This window comes from Pseudooceanicola lipolyticus (assembly GCF_002786325.1).
Lineage (GTDB): Bacteria > Pseudomonadota > Alphaproteobacteria > Rhodobacterales > Rhodobacteraceae > Pseudooceanicola_C > Pseudooceanicola_C lipolyticus.
Window position 1 is genome coordinate 1 of sequence record NZ_PGTB01000080.1, and the last position, 17,634, is coordinate 17,634.

Annotated in this window: 15 protein-coding genes, 1 pseudogene and 1 riboswitch; of the genes and pseudogenes, 3 read left to right on the forward strand and 13 right to left on the reverse strand. The window is 66.9% G+C overall.

What is annotated here, in order from left to right; translation table 11 throughout:
• Positions 1 to 49: 49 nt before the first annotated feature.
• The 3 genes from CVM52_RS16155 to CVM52_RS16165 form a co-directional block, all read right to left on the reverse strand.
• On the reverse strand, positions 50 to 883 hold the full coding sequence (locus CVM52_RS16155; RefSeq protein ID WP_100163509.1) for a heme/hemin ABC transporter substrate-binding protein: 834 nt from the start codon (positions 881 to 883) through the stop codon (positions 50 to 52).
• Positions 880 to 1,932 (reverse strand): hemin-degrading factor, encoded by a 1,053-nt coding sequence (locus CVM52_RS16160; protein WP_100163510.1) that lies wholly within the window; start codon positions 1,930 to 1,932, stop codon positions 880 to 882. The genes CVM52_RS16155 and CVM52_RS16160 overlap by 4 nt, the downstream gene beginning before the upstream one ends.
• 175 nt (positions 1,933 to 2,107) lie before the next feature.
• Positions 2,108 to 2,980, reverse strand: coding sequence for a halocarboxylic acid dehydrogenase DehI family protein (locus CVM52_RS16165; protein ID WP_172721017.1), 873 nt, complete (start codon positions 2,978 to 2,980; stop codon positions 2,108 to 2,110).
• A 269-nt stretch (positions 2,981 to 3,249) separates the two neighbouring features.
• Between CVM52_RS16165 and CVM52_RS16170 the strand changes: the two genes are divergently transcribed.
• The 3 genes from CVM52_RS16170 to CVM52_RS16180 all read left to right on the forward strand — a co-directional run bounded on the left by CVM52_RS16170 (position 3,250) and on the right by CVM52_RS16180 (position 7,474).
• Positions 3,250 to 4,077 (forward strand): hypothetical protein, encoded by an 828-nt coding sequence (locus CVM52_RS16170; RefSeq protein WP_100163512.1) that lies wholly within the window; start codon positions 3,250 to 3,252, stop codon positions 4,075 to 4,077.
• A gap of 98 nt (positions 4,078 to 4,175) precedes the next feature.
• On the forward strand, positions 4,176 to 4,856 hold the full coding sequence (locus CVM52_RS16175; protein ID WP_100163513.1) for a TIGR02466 family protein: 681 nt from the start codon (positions 4,176 to 4,178) through the stop codon (positions 4,854 to 4,856).
• Positions 4,857 to 5,023: 167 nt separating this feature from the next.
• A complete protein-coding gene (locus CVM52_RS16180) occupies positions 5,024 to 7,474 on the forward strand; it encodes a coiled-coil domain-containing protein (protein WP_100163514.1) in 2,451 nt (816 codons plus the stop codon).
• Positions 7,475 to 7,478: 4 nt separating this feature from the next.
• Here the strand turns inward: CVM52_RS16180 and CVM52_RS16185 are convergent, their stop codons facing one another.
• From CVM52_RS16185 to CVM52_RS16230, 10 genes and pseudogenes are all read right to left on the reverse strand, one after another.
• Entirely contained in the window at positions 7,479 to 8,693 is a 1,215-nt protein-coding gene (locus CVM52_RS16185; RefSeq protein ID WP_100163515.1) for a hypothetical protein, read from the reverse strand.
• A gap of 84 nt (positions 8,694 to 8,777) precedes the next feature.
• The gene (locus CVM52_RS16190; protein ID WP_100163516.1) at positions 8,778 to 10,403 is read right to left on the reverse strand and encodes an AMP-binding protein; all 1,626 of its coding nucleotides are present in this window, start codon (positions 10,401 to 10,403) and stop codon (positions 8,778 to 8,780) included.
• A 142-nt stretch (positions 10,404 to 10,545) separates the two neighbouring features.
• Positions 10,546 to 11,112 carry a PqiC family protein gene (locus tag CVM52_RS16195; RefSeq protein ID WP_240620981.1) on the reverse strand — a complete coding sequence of 189 codons (567 nt, stop codon included), beginning with the start codon at positions 11,110 to 11,112 and terminating at the stop codon, positions 10,546 to 10,548.
• Positions 11,113 to 13,200 (reverse strand): MlaD family protein, encoded by a 2,088-nt coding sequence (locus tag CVM52_RS16200; protein WP_100163517.1) that lies wholly within the window; start codon positions 13,198 to 13,200, stop codon positions 11,113 to 11,115. It abuts the gene before it with no gap.
• Positions 13,197 to 13,832 carry a paraquat-inducible protein A gene (locus CVM52_RS16205; RefSeq protein WP_100163518.1) on the reverse strand — a complete coding sequence of 212 codons (636 nt, stop codon included), beginning with the start codon at positions 13,830 to 13,832 and terminating at the stop codon, positions 13,197 to 13,199. Before CVM52_RS16205 ends, CVM52_RS16200 begins: the two co-directional genes overlap by 4 nt.
• Positions 13,799 to 14,437: a paraquat-inducible protein A gene (locus tag CVM52_RS16210; protein ID WP_100163519.1), complete on the reverse strand. Its 639-nt coding sequence runs from the start codon at positions 14,435 to 14,437 to the stop codon at positions 13,799 to 13,801. Before CVM52_RS16210 ends, CVM52_RS16205 begins: the two co-directional genes overlap by 34 nt.
• Before the next feature lie 97 nt (positions 14,438 to 14,534).
• Entirely contained in the window at positions 14,535 to 15,278 is a 744-nt protein-coding gene (gene cobF, locus CVM52_RS16215; RefSeq protein WP_100163520.1) for a precorrin-6A synthase (deacetylating), read from the reverse strand.
• A gap of 61 nt (positions 15,279 to 15,339) precedes the next feature.
• Positions 15,340 to 16,017 (reverse strand): energy-coupling factor ABC transporter permease, encoded by a 678-nt coding sequence (locus tag CVM52_RS16220; RefSeq protein ID WP_100163521.1) that lies wholly within the window; start codon positions 16,015 to 16,017, stop codon positions 15,340 to 15,342.
• 50 nt (positions 16,018 to 16,067) lie between these two features.
• Positions 16,068 to 16,256, reverse strand: a riboswitch (cobalamin riboswitch).
• A gap of 28 nt (positions 16,257 to 16,284) precedes the next feature.
• The gene (cobA, locus tag CVM52_RS16225; RefSeq protein WP_100163522.1) at positions 16,285 to 17,013 is read right to left on the reverse strand and encodes a uroporphyrinogen-III C-methyltransferase; all 729 of its coding nucleotides are present in this window, start codon (positions 17,011 to 17,013) and stop codon (positions 16,285 to 16,287) included.
• Positions 17,010 to 17,634, reverse strand: a pseudogene (locus CVM52_RS16230) (cobyrinate a,c-diamide synthase); the annotation flags it as partial. The pseudogene CVM52_RS16230 and the gene cobA, both read right to left, overlap by 4 nt.

Genomic DNA, 17,634 nt, shown 5'->3' on the forward strand with positions numbered 1-17,634 from the left:
CAGCGCCATCCGGTCCCGCGGCGCCGCGCCGGGGGCGGCCGCGACAACCTCACTCGCCATAAAGCGCGGCGGCAAGGTCCGCCACCGCATCGGCGGTGCGCGGCCCGAAGCCCAGCAGGTACAGCCCGTCCATCCGGATCACGCTGCCGGTTTCGGCCGCCGGCGTGACCGAGATCGCCGGCAGCGCCAGCAACTCGGCCTGATCAGCAATATGATCGCCACCGCGTGCCATCATCAAAATGGCATCCGGCGCCGCCTCGATCACCGCTTCGTCGGTCAGCGGCTTGTAGCCGGAAAAACCGGTGACCGCATTGACGCCGCCGGCCAGCGCAATCATCGCATCCGCCGATGTGCCGCTGCCCGAGGCCAGGATGCGACCGCCCTGGGTCGAGAGGATGAACAGCACCCGCTTGCGCCCCTCTGGCGGCAGTCCGGCGATGCGGGCCTGGACCTGATCCAGCCTCTCGCCGATGGCAATGGCCAGCGCCTCGGCCTCGGCTTCGGTCGCCAGCGCGGCGCCGATGGCCCGGATCTTGGCCAGCACGCCGGCGGGGCTCGGCTCATTCGGCACGATCACCACCGGAACGCTGGCATTTTCCAGCACCTCCAGCGCCTCGGGCGGGCCGGCGCCCTCCTCGGCCAGCACCAGGTCGGGCGCGGTGCTCAGCACGCCCTCGGGCGACAGCGCGCGCAGATAGCCGACATCGGGCAGCGCGGTGACACCTTCGGGATAGGTCGAGGTGGTGTCGCGCGCAATCAGCCGGTCCCCCTGGCCCAGCGCGTGAACGATCTCGGTCACCGATCCGCCGATCGAGACCACGCGCTCCTGCGCCTGCGCCGTTCCGGAAACAAGCGCCGCCGCCAGGGCCAGCGCGCGGATCATGCCGGCACCTCGAGGCCCGGCAGGCCGGCGACAATTTTCTTCCAGGCCGGGCGGTGATCGTTGTCATCCTTGGCGACCGGAAAGAACTGTACGATCAGGTTGCCCTCGGCATCGAAGGCTTCGACCGAGATCGCCGCGCCGCGCTTGGTCGGTTTTTCCACCGCCCAGACCTCGGCCACGTGGTCCTGCCGCAGATGCAGGTTAAAGCCGGGATCCAGCACGTTTTCCCACGGCCCCATCGCCTTCAGCGTGTGGACCGGGCCGGAATGAATTTCGATACAGCCGCGATTGCCGACAAAAACCATGATCTGGATGGCGTTTTGCTGCGCCTGTTTCAGCAGTTCGGGCACCGCCGCGGGGGCCAGCGCGCGCACGAAGGGTTCACCGGCGATCCGGTAGGCGCCCAGCCGGTTCATGCGGAACTTGGCGCAGAGGCGCAGGAACTGGTGCGTGTCGGTCAGCCGCCGCCATTCCTTCAGCAACAGGTCGCGCTTGGACGGGTCCGACTTCGCCCCTTCCGGCGGTGTGCGGTCCTCGACCTCCAGCACGTCGCGCTGTTCGGGCAGCGCCAGGTCGGCTTTCAGCGCCGCCCAGGCGGCCAGATCCGAACCCTCGCGCAGATAGGTCTTGTGCACCGCGTCGCCCGCGGCGTCGAACACCTGCACGCTGCGCCGGATTCCGGTATCGGTCTCCTGCTCCTGCAGGAAACCGTGAACCCAATGTTTCGGGAACAGGCGCATGTCGATATCGGGGTTCAGCGTCATCGCCGCGTGTTCGCCCGGATGATAATCGGAATAGACGCCGTCCTTTTCGATCACGCAGCTGGCGTTGCGGGTCAGCGCCATGCAGGTGCCCAGGCGCTCGATCGCCGGGATCAGCCGGTCGGGATGGGCGGCGATGGCGGTGGTGCCCTGGCCGATATGGGCCGCCACCAGCTGTGCTTCGCGCAGGCCCAGCGCCTCGGCCACGTCCCGCGCCCGGCCGCCGCGCGTCTTGAACGCCTCGCGGATTGCATCAGGGGTCAACTGTGCGGTTTCGGTCTGTGCCATATCGTCTCCATCATTGGCGGACGCGGCAGAGCCGCCCCGGTTCTATTCCCGACTGATTTACTCTGAATTATTTTTGCGGGGAGTTCAATGGCGTTCAACCCGAAGGGCACAAAGCAAGACGGCGGCGCTACTGCGCCGCCGTCCGGGTCATTGCGACTCTGGCTAAATCCCTAATTCAGCCCAACAATTGGGCGCGGAAACAGGCGATATTGACCACCAGTTCCGGCAACAGCCATTGGAACAGCTGCACCACCGCCAGAACCTCTTCCAACGGCGCGTCCTGCGCGGCGGCGCGTCTCAGCCCGGCGGCACTCAGCCCGCCGGGATTGGGCAGGCTCAGGGCCAGGTCCACCGCCTCGGCATGCACCATCTCGACCGTGGCCAGGTGATCGACGCTGCCCACCAGCGGTTTGGCGCCAGTCCAGGCCAGCTGGAAATAGCTCGGCCAGCGCGCCAGCGCCCGGTAATCGGTGTTGACGAAGGGCAGACCCAGCGTCTGGCGGATATCGGCATAGACCTTCTGGATCATCGCATCGGCGTGATGCGGCTCCATCAGGATCAGCGCGGCTTCGGGCGTGGCGGTCGGCCTGGACGGCGTGACCTTGCGGTTGTTGCTCAGGTCATGGCCTTCCAGCAGCAGCCGCGCGATGGTGGCCATCAGCAGGTAGGCCGGATTGCCCTGCCCGAAAACCTCGACCAGGTCGCGTATCTGGCGGATCTCGCGCGCGCCATATCCCAGGTCTTCCAGCCGCTCGGTGATCTCGGGCACCTGCATCTCTTGCACGCCGCTTTCGGCCACCAGCCGCAGCCGCCGGGCGGCGGAGGCAAATTCGGCGCTTTGCGCCATCGGCCGCAGCCCGCGCCACAGCGTGTCCCAGAATTGCGGGTAATGGGTCAGCGCCATCGCCACGACCCCCATCCAGGGCACGCGCAAGACCTGTTTGGTGTCGTCGTAAATCGCCCGTTTCGCCTCGCCCGCGCGGTGTTCGGGAACCGTGTGGAGGGCCGGGATCGGGTCGGGTTTGCTGCGCGGAAGAGGAGCTGTCATGGCGCCGAGATTGGTCGGCTTTGGCAAGCCGGTCAATTGGATTGTCGCGGTTTGATCACGGCGGCCGCAGCATCGCCCCTGACGCGGCACGCGCGCCCTGCCCGCTGACAGCATTCAGGATCAGGTGGCATGAACCAAGACTGGGGACTGGCGAGGTATCTCGCCCTCTTCGGTTCCCGCCCAGATTGCAAAGATTGCGCCGCGTGCCAAAAAATTGCCATATTGTTTCACAGCCGATCAACCTGACCGTTCCATTGACGAGTTTGCCCATGGTGTTCCTGCCCGGCCCGAATTTCCGCCAGATCTTCAAAGCCGCCGCGATCTGTCAACCCGCCTGTCTGGCGTTTGCCATGCTCGTCGCGGCAACCAGCGGCCGGGCGCAAGAGCCGCCCTTCGACTCCACCGCCGACACGGTTTTCGACATCATTCAAACCGACGATCCCAGCAGCTTTGTCTGCCTGGACTATCGTGGCCGCGCAATCCGGCAGATGTGGGACAAGCGGCAGGATGGCGAAGCCGATCTGAAAACCTTTCTGTTCCAGGCCTATTTCAGCGATGGCCCGGCCATCGACATCGTGCTGAACCCGGAATTCGCCACCGAGGCCGAAGCCCGGGTCGAGGCGATGCGCTATGTCCGCGGCCTGGGACAATTGCCGCCGCTGCTGCGCGCCGGCATCCGGCAATTCGGCATCCACAAGGGCGACCAGGGCTTTCACGGCGGACCGGGCAAGATCTTCATGTACCAGGACCGGACGACGCTGCGGATCGCGCAGAACCACCTGGAAGAGTCGCTGATGCACGAGGCGGTGCATGCCTCGCTGGACGCCACCTATCGCGACGATCCGGCCTGGCGCGCGGCGCAGGACAGCGACGGCAGATTCGTCACCGCCTATGCCGCCGCGCATCCCGAGGGCGAGGATTTGGCCGAAAGCCTGCTATTCGCCTATGGCCTGCTGCGCCATCCCGGCCGCATCCCACCGGTGGACAGCGACGCGATCCTCAGCGTGATGCCCGCGCGGATGAAGGTGATCGCCGCGATTCTGGAAACCGACGCAAAGGTTGCGCAAACCGTGCAACCGCCCGATAGTTGTGAATAACATTAGTGTGAACTGCGTCACGAACGGAATTTCTTCCCGGGTCTACAGTCTGTGGCAAGCAGATTCGAAACCCATAGAATTTTGACAAGGAGAAGCCCATGACACGGACCATCGCACAGATCGAGACCGGGGATGGCGCCGACGAATTGCGCCGCGACGATTACTTTCCCACCCTGATCTACTCGATCAAGCTGCATGACGCGGAGTCGATGAACCGGGACATCCTCGAAGCGATCTATGCCGAGCGCGACCGCGATTCAAAGGGCATCGAACGGTCGAACTTCCGCTCGCTCGGCGGCTGGCACAGCCACAACAACCTGCACAAGGAGGCCAGCTTCAAGCGGCTGACCGACCGCGCCCATACCATGCTGGGCGGCATTCACGAGAACCTGGGCTATGATCCCAAGACCCGGCTGGAGATCACCACCATGTGGTCGATCACCAACCCGCCGGGCAGTTCCAACCGCGCCCATATCCATCCCGGCGCCTTGTGGAGCGGTGTCTATTACGTGCAGGCCCCCGAGGGCGCGGGCCAGATCGAATTCACCGATCCCCGCACCGTGCAGATCATGAACAGCGCCAGTTTCATTCCCAACAAGCGGCGCAAGACCGAATGCTGGACCAAGGTGAAGGTCAAGCCGGTGGCCGGAAAGATGCTGTTCTTCCCCAGCTGGCTCTATCACAGCGTCGAACCCAACCTGGCCGACGGCACCGGCAATGCGTCGGAACGGATCATCATCAGCTTCAACATCAATCAGAAGCGGATCCCCAAGAAGTAATCTCCTCTATTGGGTGATACTGATATCGCGCCCGGCCGCCGCCGGGCGCGATATCTGTTGCCAGGACCGCCCGTGTCGCGCAGATTTGAACCGCGCGCATTTTCGCGCTGCTTGCTGCACATTCCGGGCCGCGCCGACGCTGCTGCCACCCGGGGGCAATCGGAGAGATGACACTGCGGTATTCCTTGTTTCCAAGTGTTTTTCTGGGTCTCGGGCCGGTTCTGGCACTGGTACTTGCATGCGTCACCGGCCCCCGCCCCGCGCTGGCGCGCGACCTGGCCTTCCTGCAAGACAATTCCGCCAAGATCACCATATTGGACGGCTGGCGCTGCAGCAGCCGTGCAACCGTGACGGTCGAGTCCGCCACGGCGGCGCTCTATGACGCGCAGGTCGCCTATCTGGGCACGCTGTTCGGTGCGGCGCTGAACAACCTGCTGCAAAGCTGTCCGAAACTGACCGAGGTCACGATCCGCGGCCGTGTTGACGGCACCGCCTGGCTGGAGGCCAAGTCCAGCGCCGCGCAAGGCTGGCAGATGGCGATGGAACTGCCCAGGCTGGAGCAGGCGGCCACCACCATCCCCGACAGGATCAAGGATTTTGACGACCTGCCCCGCCTGGCGTCGATCTACCAGCCCTATCGCGCGGTGCCCGGTGTTGCCGAGACCCGCGCCTTCCGCACCTTCGCCACCTTTGCGCAGAACACGGTCCTGTCCATCGCCGGCGACCCGGCAGGGTTTGACGCCTATGTGCGGGACAAACTGGACGAGATGGCGGATGACAAGGCCGCGGACGAGGTCGAAAAGGCGCTGGAGGTGGTGGCGATCTATGACCGCAACGCCGCGCGGATGCTGCGGATGCGCTTTGCCAAGCTGCGCCAGGACATCATGCGCGCGGAATGGACCGGGGTGCTGTCCAAGGCGCTGACGCCGCAGACCGGGATCGCCGAGGCAGCGCGCCAGATCGGCGCACAATTACAGCGTCGCCCGGTCGCCGCCAGCGACCTGGGCTTTCTCGATGACCGGCTGGCCAGCTGGATCGAACGGCGGCTGCAACAGCATGATGCCGCGCATCCCGGTACCGAGCTGGCCGATCTGGCGGCGGATCGCGCGATCGCGGAGGCGCTGGAACGGGCCGAGGTGCCCGAGGGGCTGAACGCATCCCGCGCAGCGGTGGATGAGGCCGCGCTGGCCTATGCCGGGTTCCTCGATCTGGCGCTGGCCGAGCAACTGGGCGCGGCGCAGGCGATCATCGACGAAACCGGCACGGGTTTTGCCGATGTCGACCTGGTGGTCGAAACCGGGCTGGCGCTGTCGGAGGAATTCCGCAACCACGGCTTTGACGAGATCGCCGATACGCTGAGCGAACATGCCGGCGCGCGCAGCACTCGGCTGATCGAGGCAGGGCTGGCAGGCTACCGGGCCGAGCTGGACACGCGCGAGATGGACCGCGACGGGATCGCTGCGGTGCAGGCGGAAATCGCCGCATTTGCCGAACTCTCCAGCGATTTCCCCGGTTTTGACGCCTATGTCGAAACCGCCGAGGCGGCGCTGGTCAGTGGCCGCGCACGCGCCTGCGCCGGTCATGCAGCGGCAATCGAGAATGGCGCGCGGATTGTCATCGAGACCGGCGACAGTGCCCGCCCGCTGGCGGCGTTTGCCTGCGCACTTTACGACAACGACCATATCCTCGCCGGGTTCGATGTGGCAGGCGGCGGCGACGGCGCGGTCTTGTCGATCGACAGCGCCGACCAGGGGGTGATGGAGTTCACCCTGGCCGATCTTGGACCCACCGACGGCGGCCAGCTTTACGGCGCCGGCACCGATGCCGATGGCATGGACTGGGATGCGACCATCGCCGAATTGCTGATCCGCCCGCCCTCGGGCGTGCCGGACCGCAGCGGGATCACCGAATGTGACCTGCTGGCCGGCGACCCGTCCGACCCCGATCAGCCCGCGCCGGGCGTCAAGCTGGAGGACACGCCGCCGGATTACGATTTCGACCGCGCCATCGATGCCTGCATCGCCGCGGTCGAACATGACCCCGGCGCGACGCGACAACTGTACCAGCTCGGCCGGGTGCTCGATTTCCTGGGCGATGCCGAGAATGCCCAGCCCTATATCGACGCCGCGGCCGAGCGCGCCTATCCCCCGGCCCTGCATCTGAAGGCGACGCAGACGCTGATGACGCAAGAGGGCGATGACGCCTTTTTCGACGCCATCGACCTGTATCGCGAAGCGTCGAAACTGGGCTTTGCCCCGGCCAAGGCGGAACTGGCGGCGCTGGTCCCGCCGGGCACCGAGCTGTATCGCGAGATCCCCGAACCCACCGACAAGGACGTGATGGGCGCGGTCCGGTCCAAGATCTGCGAAGGTTTTGCCGGCATGGGGGCCTGCGTCTATCGCACCGGGGTTGCCTCGAAGAAATGTTTCCAGGTCGCCGCCGAGGCGTTTTCCTGCGAGGTGGTCCTGACTCAGCGCTGCGAGATGCGCATGGGCAACGACCCCTTGATGCGGTTGCTGTCGGACATGACCGCCGCCTCCTGCCCCCGGCGCACCGACCCGCTGTTTTTGCGGATGACCAAGAAGGGCAACAGCTGGACCGCGCGCAGCGAGATGTGAGGGATCAAGGCCGGACCATCTCCAGCCCGTCCTTGGACACTCTGAAGCCCTTGGACCGCAGATAGCTGATTTCCCAGGCGTAGAAACCGTTTGCCTTGGCCGCCGGCGAGGCCAGCACAACCCGAGATTTGTTCTGGATCTGCTGATCCAGAAACTGCCGGTTCATGCGCCATTGCTGAACCTTGGTCATCGAGTCCCATTTCTGCGGGCTGACCTGAAACTTGGTCGCGCCGGAATACTGCGCCACACCGGGATAGTTCGGATATTTGCCAAGCACGATCTTGGGGCCGGTGATGGACTTGGCGTGGTTCAGCGCCTTGCCGACGTGAAGGCTGTCATTGAATGTGCTGGTCAGACCCGAAGGCGGCTTGGTCCCGCCCCCGCCCGATCCGGGTGGTTGCTTGCCGCCGCCTCCCCCCTTCCGATCCCGGAAGGCCTTCAGTGCATTCGCGCGCGCCGTCTGCGCGCTGGCCTGCGCAGTGCGCGCCGCATTGGCGGCCTGTGCCCCCGCGCCATTGGGCAGTTGCCCGCGCGCGGCGCGCAGGGTGTTCATATTCGCCGCGACGCCCTGCTGACGCTGGGCGATCTGGCTGCGCATTGCCGCCGAGGCGGTGCGCTGCGACAGCAGTGCGGTCAGGGCGACGCGGTCGTCGGCCTTGCGCCGTTCCTCGGTCTGACGGCGCAGGCGGTCCTGCTGGCGCAGCCGTTCCAGCCGCTGCTGGCGTTCGCGTTGCAGCGCCTGTTCGCGGGCGACGCGCTGGGTCTGCAGCCGCTGGGTCTGTTGCTTCTGGACCTGCTGCCGCTGGGCCTGTTGACGCTGCGCAGTTTCGCGCTGCACCTGCTGGCGCTGCATCTGCTGCTGGCGTTGCGCCTGCTGGCGTTGCATCTGCTGCTGGCGCTGTTGCTGCTGCAACCGGCGCTGATCGGCCATCCGCTGGCGCTGCAGTTGCATCTGCTGCTGGCGCTGCTGCATCTGCAACCGGCGCTGCTGCATCGCCTGTTGTTGCTGGCGCATCTGTTCCTGCTGGCGGCGCTGCATCTCGCGTTGCTGCTGCATCATCCGCTGCTGTTGCTGCTGCTGCATCATGCGCTGCTGCTGTTGCTGCATCATCATGTTTTGCTGCTGGCGCTGCATCATCATGCTGTTGGCCGCAACCGGCCCCGGCAGGCCGGTCAGGGCCAGCGCAAGCGCCACGCAAAGAGACAGAAAAATACGCATGAAAAATCGACCCGGCAGAACTGGGCCGATGCTAGCCGCACGGGGCCGTGCGTGGCAAGGCCCGGGACACGCCCGGGCCCTGGCTCAGGAGCGCAGGCGAAAGCGCTGCAGCTTGCCGCTTTCGGTTTTCGGCAGCTCTTTCGCAAAGACCACGCGGCGCGGGTATTTATAAGGCGCGATGTTGGCCTTGACGAAATCCTGCAGGTCGCGGACCAGCATCTCGCTGGGTTCAAAACCGCTGTCCAGCACCACATGCGCCTCGACGATGAAACCGCGTTCTTCATCGGGCGCGCCGATCACCGCGCATTCCAGCACCGCGGCGTGGGCCAGCAGCGCCGCCTCGACCTCGGGGCCGGCGATGTTATAGCCGGAGGAGACGATGATATCGTCCGACCGCGCGGCGAAGTGGAAATAGCCGTCCTCATCCTGCACGAAGGTATCGCCGGGCAGGTTCCAGCCGTCGCGCACATAGGCGGTCTGGCGGTCATCGGCCAGATAGCGGCACCCGACCGGCCCGCGCACCGCCAGGTGGCCCGGCGTGCCGCGCGGCACCTCTTCCATGTTGTCGTCGACCACCTTGGCGACATAGCCGGTCAGCGGCTTGCCGGTGCAGGCGGGGCGGGCATCCTCGAACCGGTTCGAGATGTAGATATGCAGCATCTCGGTGCCGCCGATGCCGTCGAGCATCGGCTTGCCGGTGCGTTTCACCCATTCGTCGAAAACCGGCGCCGGCAGGGTCTCCCCCGCCGAGACCGCGCAGCGCAGCGAGGACAGGTCGGCGCCGTCATCCATCGCCCGCATCATCGCGCGATAGGCGGTCGGCGCGGTAAAGCAGATGGTGGCGCGGTATTTCTCGATGATCTCGATCATGTTGGGCGGCGTCGCCGCCTCCAGCAGCACCGCCGAGGCGCCAAACCGCAGCGGAAACACCGCCAGCCCGCCCAGACCGAAGGTAAAGGCCAGCGGCGGCGAGCCGACAAACACATCCTCCGGCGTCACCGACAGCACCTCTTTGGCATAGGTGTCGGCGATCAGCAGGATGTCGCGATGGAAATGCATCGTCGCCTTGGGCACCCCGGTCGAGCCCGAGGTGAAGCCCAGCAGCGCCACATCGTCATGCGAGGTCGGCACCGCATCGAACTTGACCGGCTTGGCCAGCGCGGCGCGGTCCAGTTCGGCATCGTGATTGGCGGTGCCGTCAAACCCGATCACCTTGGTCAGGAACTTACTGGTCTTGGCGCAGGCGGCCATCTCGTCCATCATCCGGGTGTCGCACAGGGCGAACTGCACCTCGGCCTTGTCGACGATCTGCCCCAGCTCCTTGGCGCGCAGCAGCGGCATGGTGTTGACCACCACCGCACCGGCCTTGGTCGCCGCCAGCCAGCAGGCCACCAGCGCCGGATTGTTGGCCGAGCGGATCAGCACCCGGTTGCCCGGCTTCAGCCCGAAATCCTCGACCAGCGCATGCGCCATCCGGTTGGTCCAGTCGGTCAATTCCTTATAGGTGCGCATCCGCCCGCTGCCGACCAGCGCGGGCCGGTCACCGAAGCCGTTTTCCACCATCCGGTCGGTCAGTTCGACCGCCGCGTTCAAGGTCTTGGGATAGTCGACCCCGTCCAGCAACAGCTCGGGCCACAGCTCGGGCGGCGGCAGGTTGTCCCGGGCAAATGTGTCGGCGTGCGCGGACGGGTCGAGCTGAGGATTCGGCATGGCGGGCCTCCTGTCGTATGGCCCGGAGCAATGCGCGCCGGGCAGGATCAGCCTAGCACCACCGCATAATGCTTCAAGCTTAAAGTTTTAAGTTTGCAGTAAATCCGCCCCTGCCTCCGGCATCTGCGCAAAAGGCGGGCCGTCAGCGCCGCAGCCGGGCGACGATCAGATCGGCCAGCGCCAGCACCGCCGCGCCCGAGGCCGCGGCCACCGACGCGGGTGTGGTGTCTGCCAGCGGCTGAAGGATGTCGAACCGGTTGATCGACTCGCGCACGACAAAGTCCGGCGAAGCGACGGAATATTGCCCGGCCAGGCGGAACTGCCCGTCGGATTGCGCCACGATATGTTCGATGCGCACATCGATGCGCACATCGGCCGGCTGTTCCAGCGGCCAGGGCTCGCCCATCGCGGTGGCACTCGACGCCGCGTCGAGGTTGCGCGCCAGCGCCAGGGTCAGCGCGCGCACCGGGTCATCGGCCCAGGCCGAACGCGGCACCGGGCGCAACGCGCCATCCGGGTCCTGCACCATGATCTCGGTGGCCGAGGCATAGGCGGGCAGCGTCACTTCGCGCACCTCGATCGTCGACAGCGGCACGCGCGACTGGCGCTGTGGCATCGGGCTGTCCAGCAGATAGCGCGCGTCTTGGCCGCCGCACCCAGCCAGGGCAACGAAAGGGATCAACATCAGGGCGCGCAGAACAGACATCATCTACCTTCCGAACAGGATTGAATTGGGGTTGCGTTCCAGCATCCGCACCAGGTCGGCCAGCGACCGTGCAGCGGTGCGCACCTCGCGCAGCATGCCCAGGGTTTCGCGGTTGAACTCGGACCGGTCGCCATAGGCGCCGATCAGCGCTTCCGAGCGGCTGACCAGGCTGTCCAGCCGCGCCGAGAGCTGCGGCAGGCCCTGCGCCGCCTCTTCCAGCGCCTCGGCCGCGCCGCGCGCCGATTCCAGCGCCGCATTGGCATTGTCCACCGCCTTGCCCTCGCTCAGCCGGGTCAGCAGCGTCTTCGCCTCGTCCAGCGTGGCGTTCAGCGTCGGCGGCAGCGCGCGGGCGGCCTCGGTATCGATCAGCGCGTCCAGGCTCTGCAGCAACTGGTCGGCACTGGCGACCAGTTCCTCGGCCTCCAGGTTGCGGGCCTTTTCGGTCAGGGCCCGCAGATCCTCCATCAGGGCCGGCGCCTGTTCCGAGGCGCTGGCGATATTGCCAACCGCCACATCGGCCTTGTCCAGCGTCTCGGCCAGGCGTTCGACCAGCCGCGCCTCGGCCACGCCCGAAACGGTGGCGCGCAGCTCGTCCACCGCCGATTGCAACTCGCCCGGCAGCGCCTGCACCACCGCGCTGCCCACCAGGCCGCGGGCATCCTCCACCAGCCCGACAAAGGCTTCGGGCGCGGCGCGCGTCTGGTCGTCGCGTGCCAGGGCATCGATGCTGGCCATCATGCGGGTGGCCTGCGCGATCAGCTCCTCGATCTGCAGCGCGTTGATCCGCTTCATCATGCCTTCCATGGTGGCGTTCAGGTCGGGCAGCTCCGACGCCACGCTGGGCAAAACCGGATAAGGATCGGCATCGCGGTCGATTTGCGCCGACGGCGCATCGGGCACCTCGGCCAGTTCCACGACCAGGCCGGGGGTCAGCAGGTTGGCCTTGGCCAGCCGCACCCGCAGCCCGGCCTCGACCTCGGGCGCGAGAAAGTCCAGCACCGCCTCGGCGGTGGCGTCATCGTCCAGCCCCATCAGCCCGGGCTCGACCCGCAGGGTGACCAGCTGCTTGACCGTCGGCTGCCGCTCGCTGTCATCCACGAAGGCCGACAAGGTGGCCACCTCGCCGATCTTCAGCCCCTTATAGGTCAGCTCCGCCCCGGCCGAGAGCCCCGACACGCCTTCGGTGAACACCGCGGCCAGCGTCACCGAGGCGCCGGACACCCGGGCGAAGGCGTTTTCGCGGGCGTCCTCTTCGGCGCTGTAAAGGTCGTAGACATGCCCGGCCTGCACCGGCCGGCCGCCGGAAAAGAAGGTGTTGAACGCAACCCCGCCCGAAATCAGCGCCGCAAAGCTTTCCACGTCCAGCCGCAGGCCGCTGGGCCCGAAGGACACCTGGAATCCCGATGTGTCCCAGAACCGGGTCGCGGTGGTCAGCAGCCGGTCATGCGGGGCTTCGATGAAGGCGCGGATCTCGACCACGCTGCCGCTGTTGTTCAGCTGCGGCTTCTCGGTCCGGCCGACCTCGACCCCGCGATAGAAAATCGGCGAACCGGCGGGCAGCGTGTTGCCGTCGCTGGTGCGCAGCGTCACCCGCGTGCCGCGTTCGGTCACATCCACCAGCGGGCGGCTTTCCAGCCCCGCGAACTCGGTCAGCGCGGTGCCGCCGGTGCGGTCCCAGGTGCCCTCGATATAGACGCCGCTGAGCACGGTGTTGAGGCCCGATACGCCGCGGGTCGACACTTCGGGGCGCACCACCCAGAACTGCGCGGTGTCGTTCAGGAACGGCGCCACGTCCTTGTCGATGCGGGCCGAGACCACGACATTTTCCAGCCCGCTGGTGAATCCCACCTCCTCGACCACGCCGATCACCACGTCGCGATAGCGCACCTGGGTTTCCCCCGCCGCCACCCCGGCGGCGTTTTCAAAGGTGATCTGGATCAGCGTGCCGCGATCGGCATAGCTGCGCCAGGCGATCAGCAGCGAGATCACCAGCGCCGCCAGCGGCACCAGCCAGACCACCGACAGGTTGCGCCAGGGCGACCGGCGGGCCCGTACGATCTCGGCCTCAGGGGGTGTCGGTGTGTCGGTCATGTCGCAGGGGCCTCGTCCGCGTCCCAAATCAGCCTGGAATCAAAACTCTGAGCCGAGAGCATGGTAAACGCAACCGACAAGGCAAAGGTCACCGCGGCGATTCCCGGATGCACGCTGGCCACGAAGTTGAATTGCACCAGCGCCGACAGGATCGCCACCACGAACACGTCCAGCATCGACCAGCGGCCGATAAATTCCACCACCTCGTAGAGATGCTGGCGCGCATGCAGGCGCAGGGCCGAGGCATAGCGCACGCTGATCGCCAGATAGGCGATGGCGACGAACTTGCCCACCGGGATCAGCACCGAGGCGATGAACACGATCAGCGCCACACCGTAGGATCCGTGATGCATCAGTTCGAAGACGCCGCCCAGGATGGTGTTGGCCGACTCGCGGCCCAGGGTCGAGGTGCGCAGCATCGGTGACAAATTGGCGGGGATATACATGATCACCCCGGCCAGCCACCAGCCCCAGACCTTCTGCAGGCTGGCCGGCGCGCGGCTGTGCAGCGCGGCGCCACAGCGCGCGCATTCACGGACCGCTTGCGCATGGACGCGGCCGCAGCTGGTGCACGCCACCAGGCCGGCCTGGCGCGCCGTCACGACGCGGTTCTGTTTTCCAGCGTTTTCCAAACCGTCAACTTGCACATAAAGTTATCTTTCAGCGCGGTCACCAGCACCAGCGCGGCGAAGGCCCAGAAGGCCGGCCCAAGCGACACCGTGGCCAGGCCGGCCACCTTGACCAGCGCCACCGCCACGCCAACGATGAAGATCTCGGCCATCGCCCAGGGGCGCAGGACCTGCACCAGGCGGAAGGCCCGCTGCGCATGGGGCAGCGGGTGATACCCGATCATCATCGGTGCGATGGCGTAGAGGATCGCCAGCAGCCGCAGCGCCGGCAGGATTACGATCAGCAGCGCCACCGCGAAGGACAGCGGCAGCAGCAGCCCGTCGGAAAAGGCGGTGATCGCATCCAGCACCGAGCTGTGCTGCGACAGGCCGGCGGCGCTGAGATCGAGGAAGGGGAAGAACACAGCCGCCACCATCAGCACCAGCGCAGTGGCGGCCAGCATGACGATGCGGGTCATCGCCCCGGCGCGCGGCGCCATCAGCACGGTGCCGCAGCGGGTGCATTTGGCCCGCGCGCCCACCGGCACCGCGCCCAGCCGGTGCAGGGCGTCGCAGGTGGGACAGGCGACAAGATCGCCCAGATCGTCCGGGGGCAGCGGGTTGGTCATCGGCGCAGTGTACTATCTTTGGCGGCGATTTCGAGGGGGTGTCGCGGCCGCGCCTCGACGGCGCGCCGCGCTGCGGCGGGCGCAAAATTCTTGCCGCCTACCGGCGCCGCAGCAGGTAGATATCCATGATCCAGCCATGCTCTGCCCGCGCCTTTGCCCGGGTCTCGACGATGCGCTGCGCGACCTCGGCCAGCCGCCCGTGGATCAGCAGTTGCTGCGGCATCCCCAGGAAAGCGCCCCACCAGATGTCATAGGCTTCGCCCGGCAGGCCCTGGAAGGCGCAATGCCCGTCCAGCATCACCACCGCGGTATCGGTGCCGGGCGGCCAGCCGGCCTCGCGCAGCTGCCGGCCGGTTGTCACCATGAACGGCGCGCCGATCTGGTTGACCGGGATCGCGTGCGCCGCGGTCAGCACCTGCAGCGCGGTGATCCCCGGCACCACCTGGATCTGCGGCGCCGGGTCCAGCCGCGCGGCGATGCGCAGCGAACTGTCATAGAGCGACGGGTCGCCCCAGAGCAGCAGTGCCACCCGTGGCGCGCCGCGATGCGGGTGTAGCGCCGCCTGCCAGGCGGCGGCGATGGCATCGTGCCAGGCATCGACCTCGGCCAGATAGGCGGCCGAGTCGCCGCGGCGGGGCAGATCGAACTCGACCAGGCGCGGCCCGCCCTGCTGGGGCAGGATCGCGGCGCAGATCGCCCGGCGCAGATCGGCCAGGTCGGCCTTGTCGGCCCCCTTGCGCGGGATCAGCACCAGGTCGGCCTGCAACAGGACCCTGCGCGCCTCCTGGGTGACGTGGTCGGGATTGCCGGTGCCGATCCCGATCAGGAAAAGCTGTTTCATCGCAGAACAAGACCCCGGCGCTTGCGCGGCCGGGGCCTCCTGTGTGGTGAGGTGGGTGGTGTCAGGCGGCGTTGTACAGGCGCGGGGTCACCAGGCCGGAATGGTTCAAGCCCTTCAACGCCTTGGCGCCGGCCAGCACGGCCAGATCCACCAGCGGCTCCAACAGGATGACGCAAAGATAGGCGGCGCCGAAGCTGCCGACCGAGGCCAGCGTGTCGACCGACACGCCCTGGCCGTAGAACGCCCAGAAGGCCACCCAGGCCACCAAGCCGCCCTGATAGACCATCGACAGTTTCAGCACGTCGCCATAGCCCAGATCGACATAGGGCCGGTCGGCGGGCAGCACCCGGCGGGCCAGCGCGTGGATCGCGAACAGCGGCACCAGCAGCGTGGTGGCGTTGACGAAATACATCGGCAGGTCGGTGGGCGCGAAGAACATGCCCTGGATCAGCAGGCCGGCGGCCAGCCCGAAGGCGGCCGCGCCGGTGCCCAGCAGCAACAGCAGCGTGGTGCCCAGGATGATGTGCACCTCGGAGATACCGACCGGGAAATGCGGCAGGATCTCGAAGAACACCAGCACCGCGGCCGATGCCATCATCGCGCGGGCGGCAAAGCTGGCCAGGCCGCGGCCCTTGACCTCATCGGCGATCAGCTTGAGCGCGACCCCCGCCGACGCCGCGGCGGTGCCATAGGCCAGCACCAGCTTGGCGCCGTGAACGATTCCCGGTTCGATATGCATATTTCGATCTCCTTGCCGCCATCCCCGGCGGATGTTGCGCCGACCACGCGGCGTGTTTCACTTGCACGGCAGGTTTCCTGACTCGCGGATCGCCGCATGTTCTTCCTTCCCAGCGCGAGGCCAGTGGATATTGCGAACATGCTCACCGCTTACAGTTGCGGGGGCAGTCAGGGCCTTTCACCCTATTCCCTATTATCCGACACCTTGGCGGCGGCGGCACCGTAGCCCTGACCATTGGCGATCCGCTGGCCATGCGTCAAGGCTGATCTACGCGGAGCCGACTTCGGCCAGCGGTCCATAGAGGATCAGTGCGGGATGTGCCGAACTGGCAGATTCAAGCTGTTGCGCCAGTTCGCCAAAGCTGCAGCGCAACAGCCGCTGCTCCGGCGTGCTGACCGCCTCGGCCAGCAGTGCGGGGGTGGCCGGCGGCAGGCCGTTGGCGATCAGCAGCGCAGCCAGTTTCGGGAAGGTGCGCTTGCCCATGAACACCACCGTGGTCGCCTCGGCATCGGTCAGGGCGTCCAGGTTCAGATCCTCGGGCAGCGCGCCGGTCACGTCATGGCCGGTGATGAACTGCACCCGCCGTGCGGTCAGCCGCCGGGTCAGCGGGATGCCGGCGGCGGCGGCGGCGGCACAGGCCGAGGGGATGCCGGGAATGATCTCGTAATCGATCCCCGCGGCGCGCAGCGCGGTCAGCTCTTCCTCCAGCCGTCCGAACATGCCGCCATCGCCGCTTTTCAGCCGCACCACCCGCGCGCCGGTCCGGGCGTAATCCACCAGCAGACGACTGACGTGATCCTGCCGGGGCGAAGGCCGCCCGGCGCGTTTGCCAACGCCGACCAGATCGGCGCCCTTGGCCGCATGGGTCAGGATCGGCCCCGAGGAGAGATCGTCGAACAGCACCGCCTCGGCGCGTTTCAGCCGGTCAACCGCCTTGAGCGTCAACAGTTCGGGATCACCGGGGCCCGAGCCGACAAAGCTGACAAACCCGCTCATGCGGTGGCCTCGGCAATCAGGTGGAAAAAGGTGCCGGTCACGTTGCCCCGGCGCGAGCCGGTCTCGGGCACCGGGTTGCCATCGGCATCGACGACATCGGCCAGCGGCGCGTCGGGCTCGTCAAGGATGGTGGAATAGTGGAATTCATGCCCGCGCAGTGCCGCCCCCGCGCCGAAGCCCGGCATCGGCGCCTGCAGCGTGGCCAGGCGATAGCCCAGGTGGAACTTGCGTTTCTCATAGCTGGTGACCAGCCCCAGCAGCCCGGCCATCCGGTGGCGCCTGCCCTCCTTGTCGACCAGCGCCTCGCCCAGCGCCATATAGCCACCGCATTCGCCATGTACCGGCCGGGTCTCGGCATGGTTGCGCAGGCCGGCGCGGAAGCGCTCGGCCGCGGCCAGCCTACCGCCATGCAATTCGGGATAGCCGCCGGGCAGCCAGACCAGATCGGCCTGTGGATCGGGGGCTTCGTCCGCCAGCGGGGAAAACGGCAATATCTCCGCCCCCGCCGCGCGCCAGCCTGCCAGGATATGCGGATAGGTGAAGGAAAACGCCGCATCCTGCGCCAGCGCGATGCGCTGCGCCGGCGGGCGCGGCAAGCTGCCGGGCGCGGGCAGCGGCGCG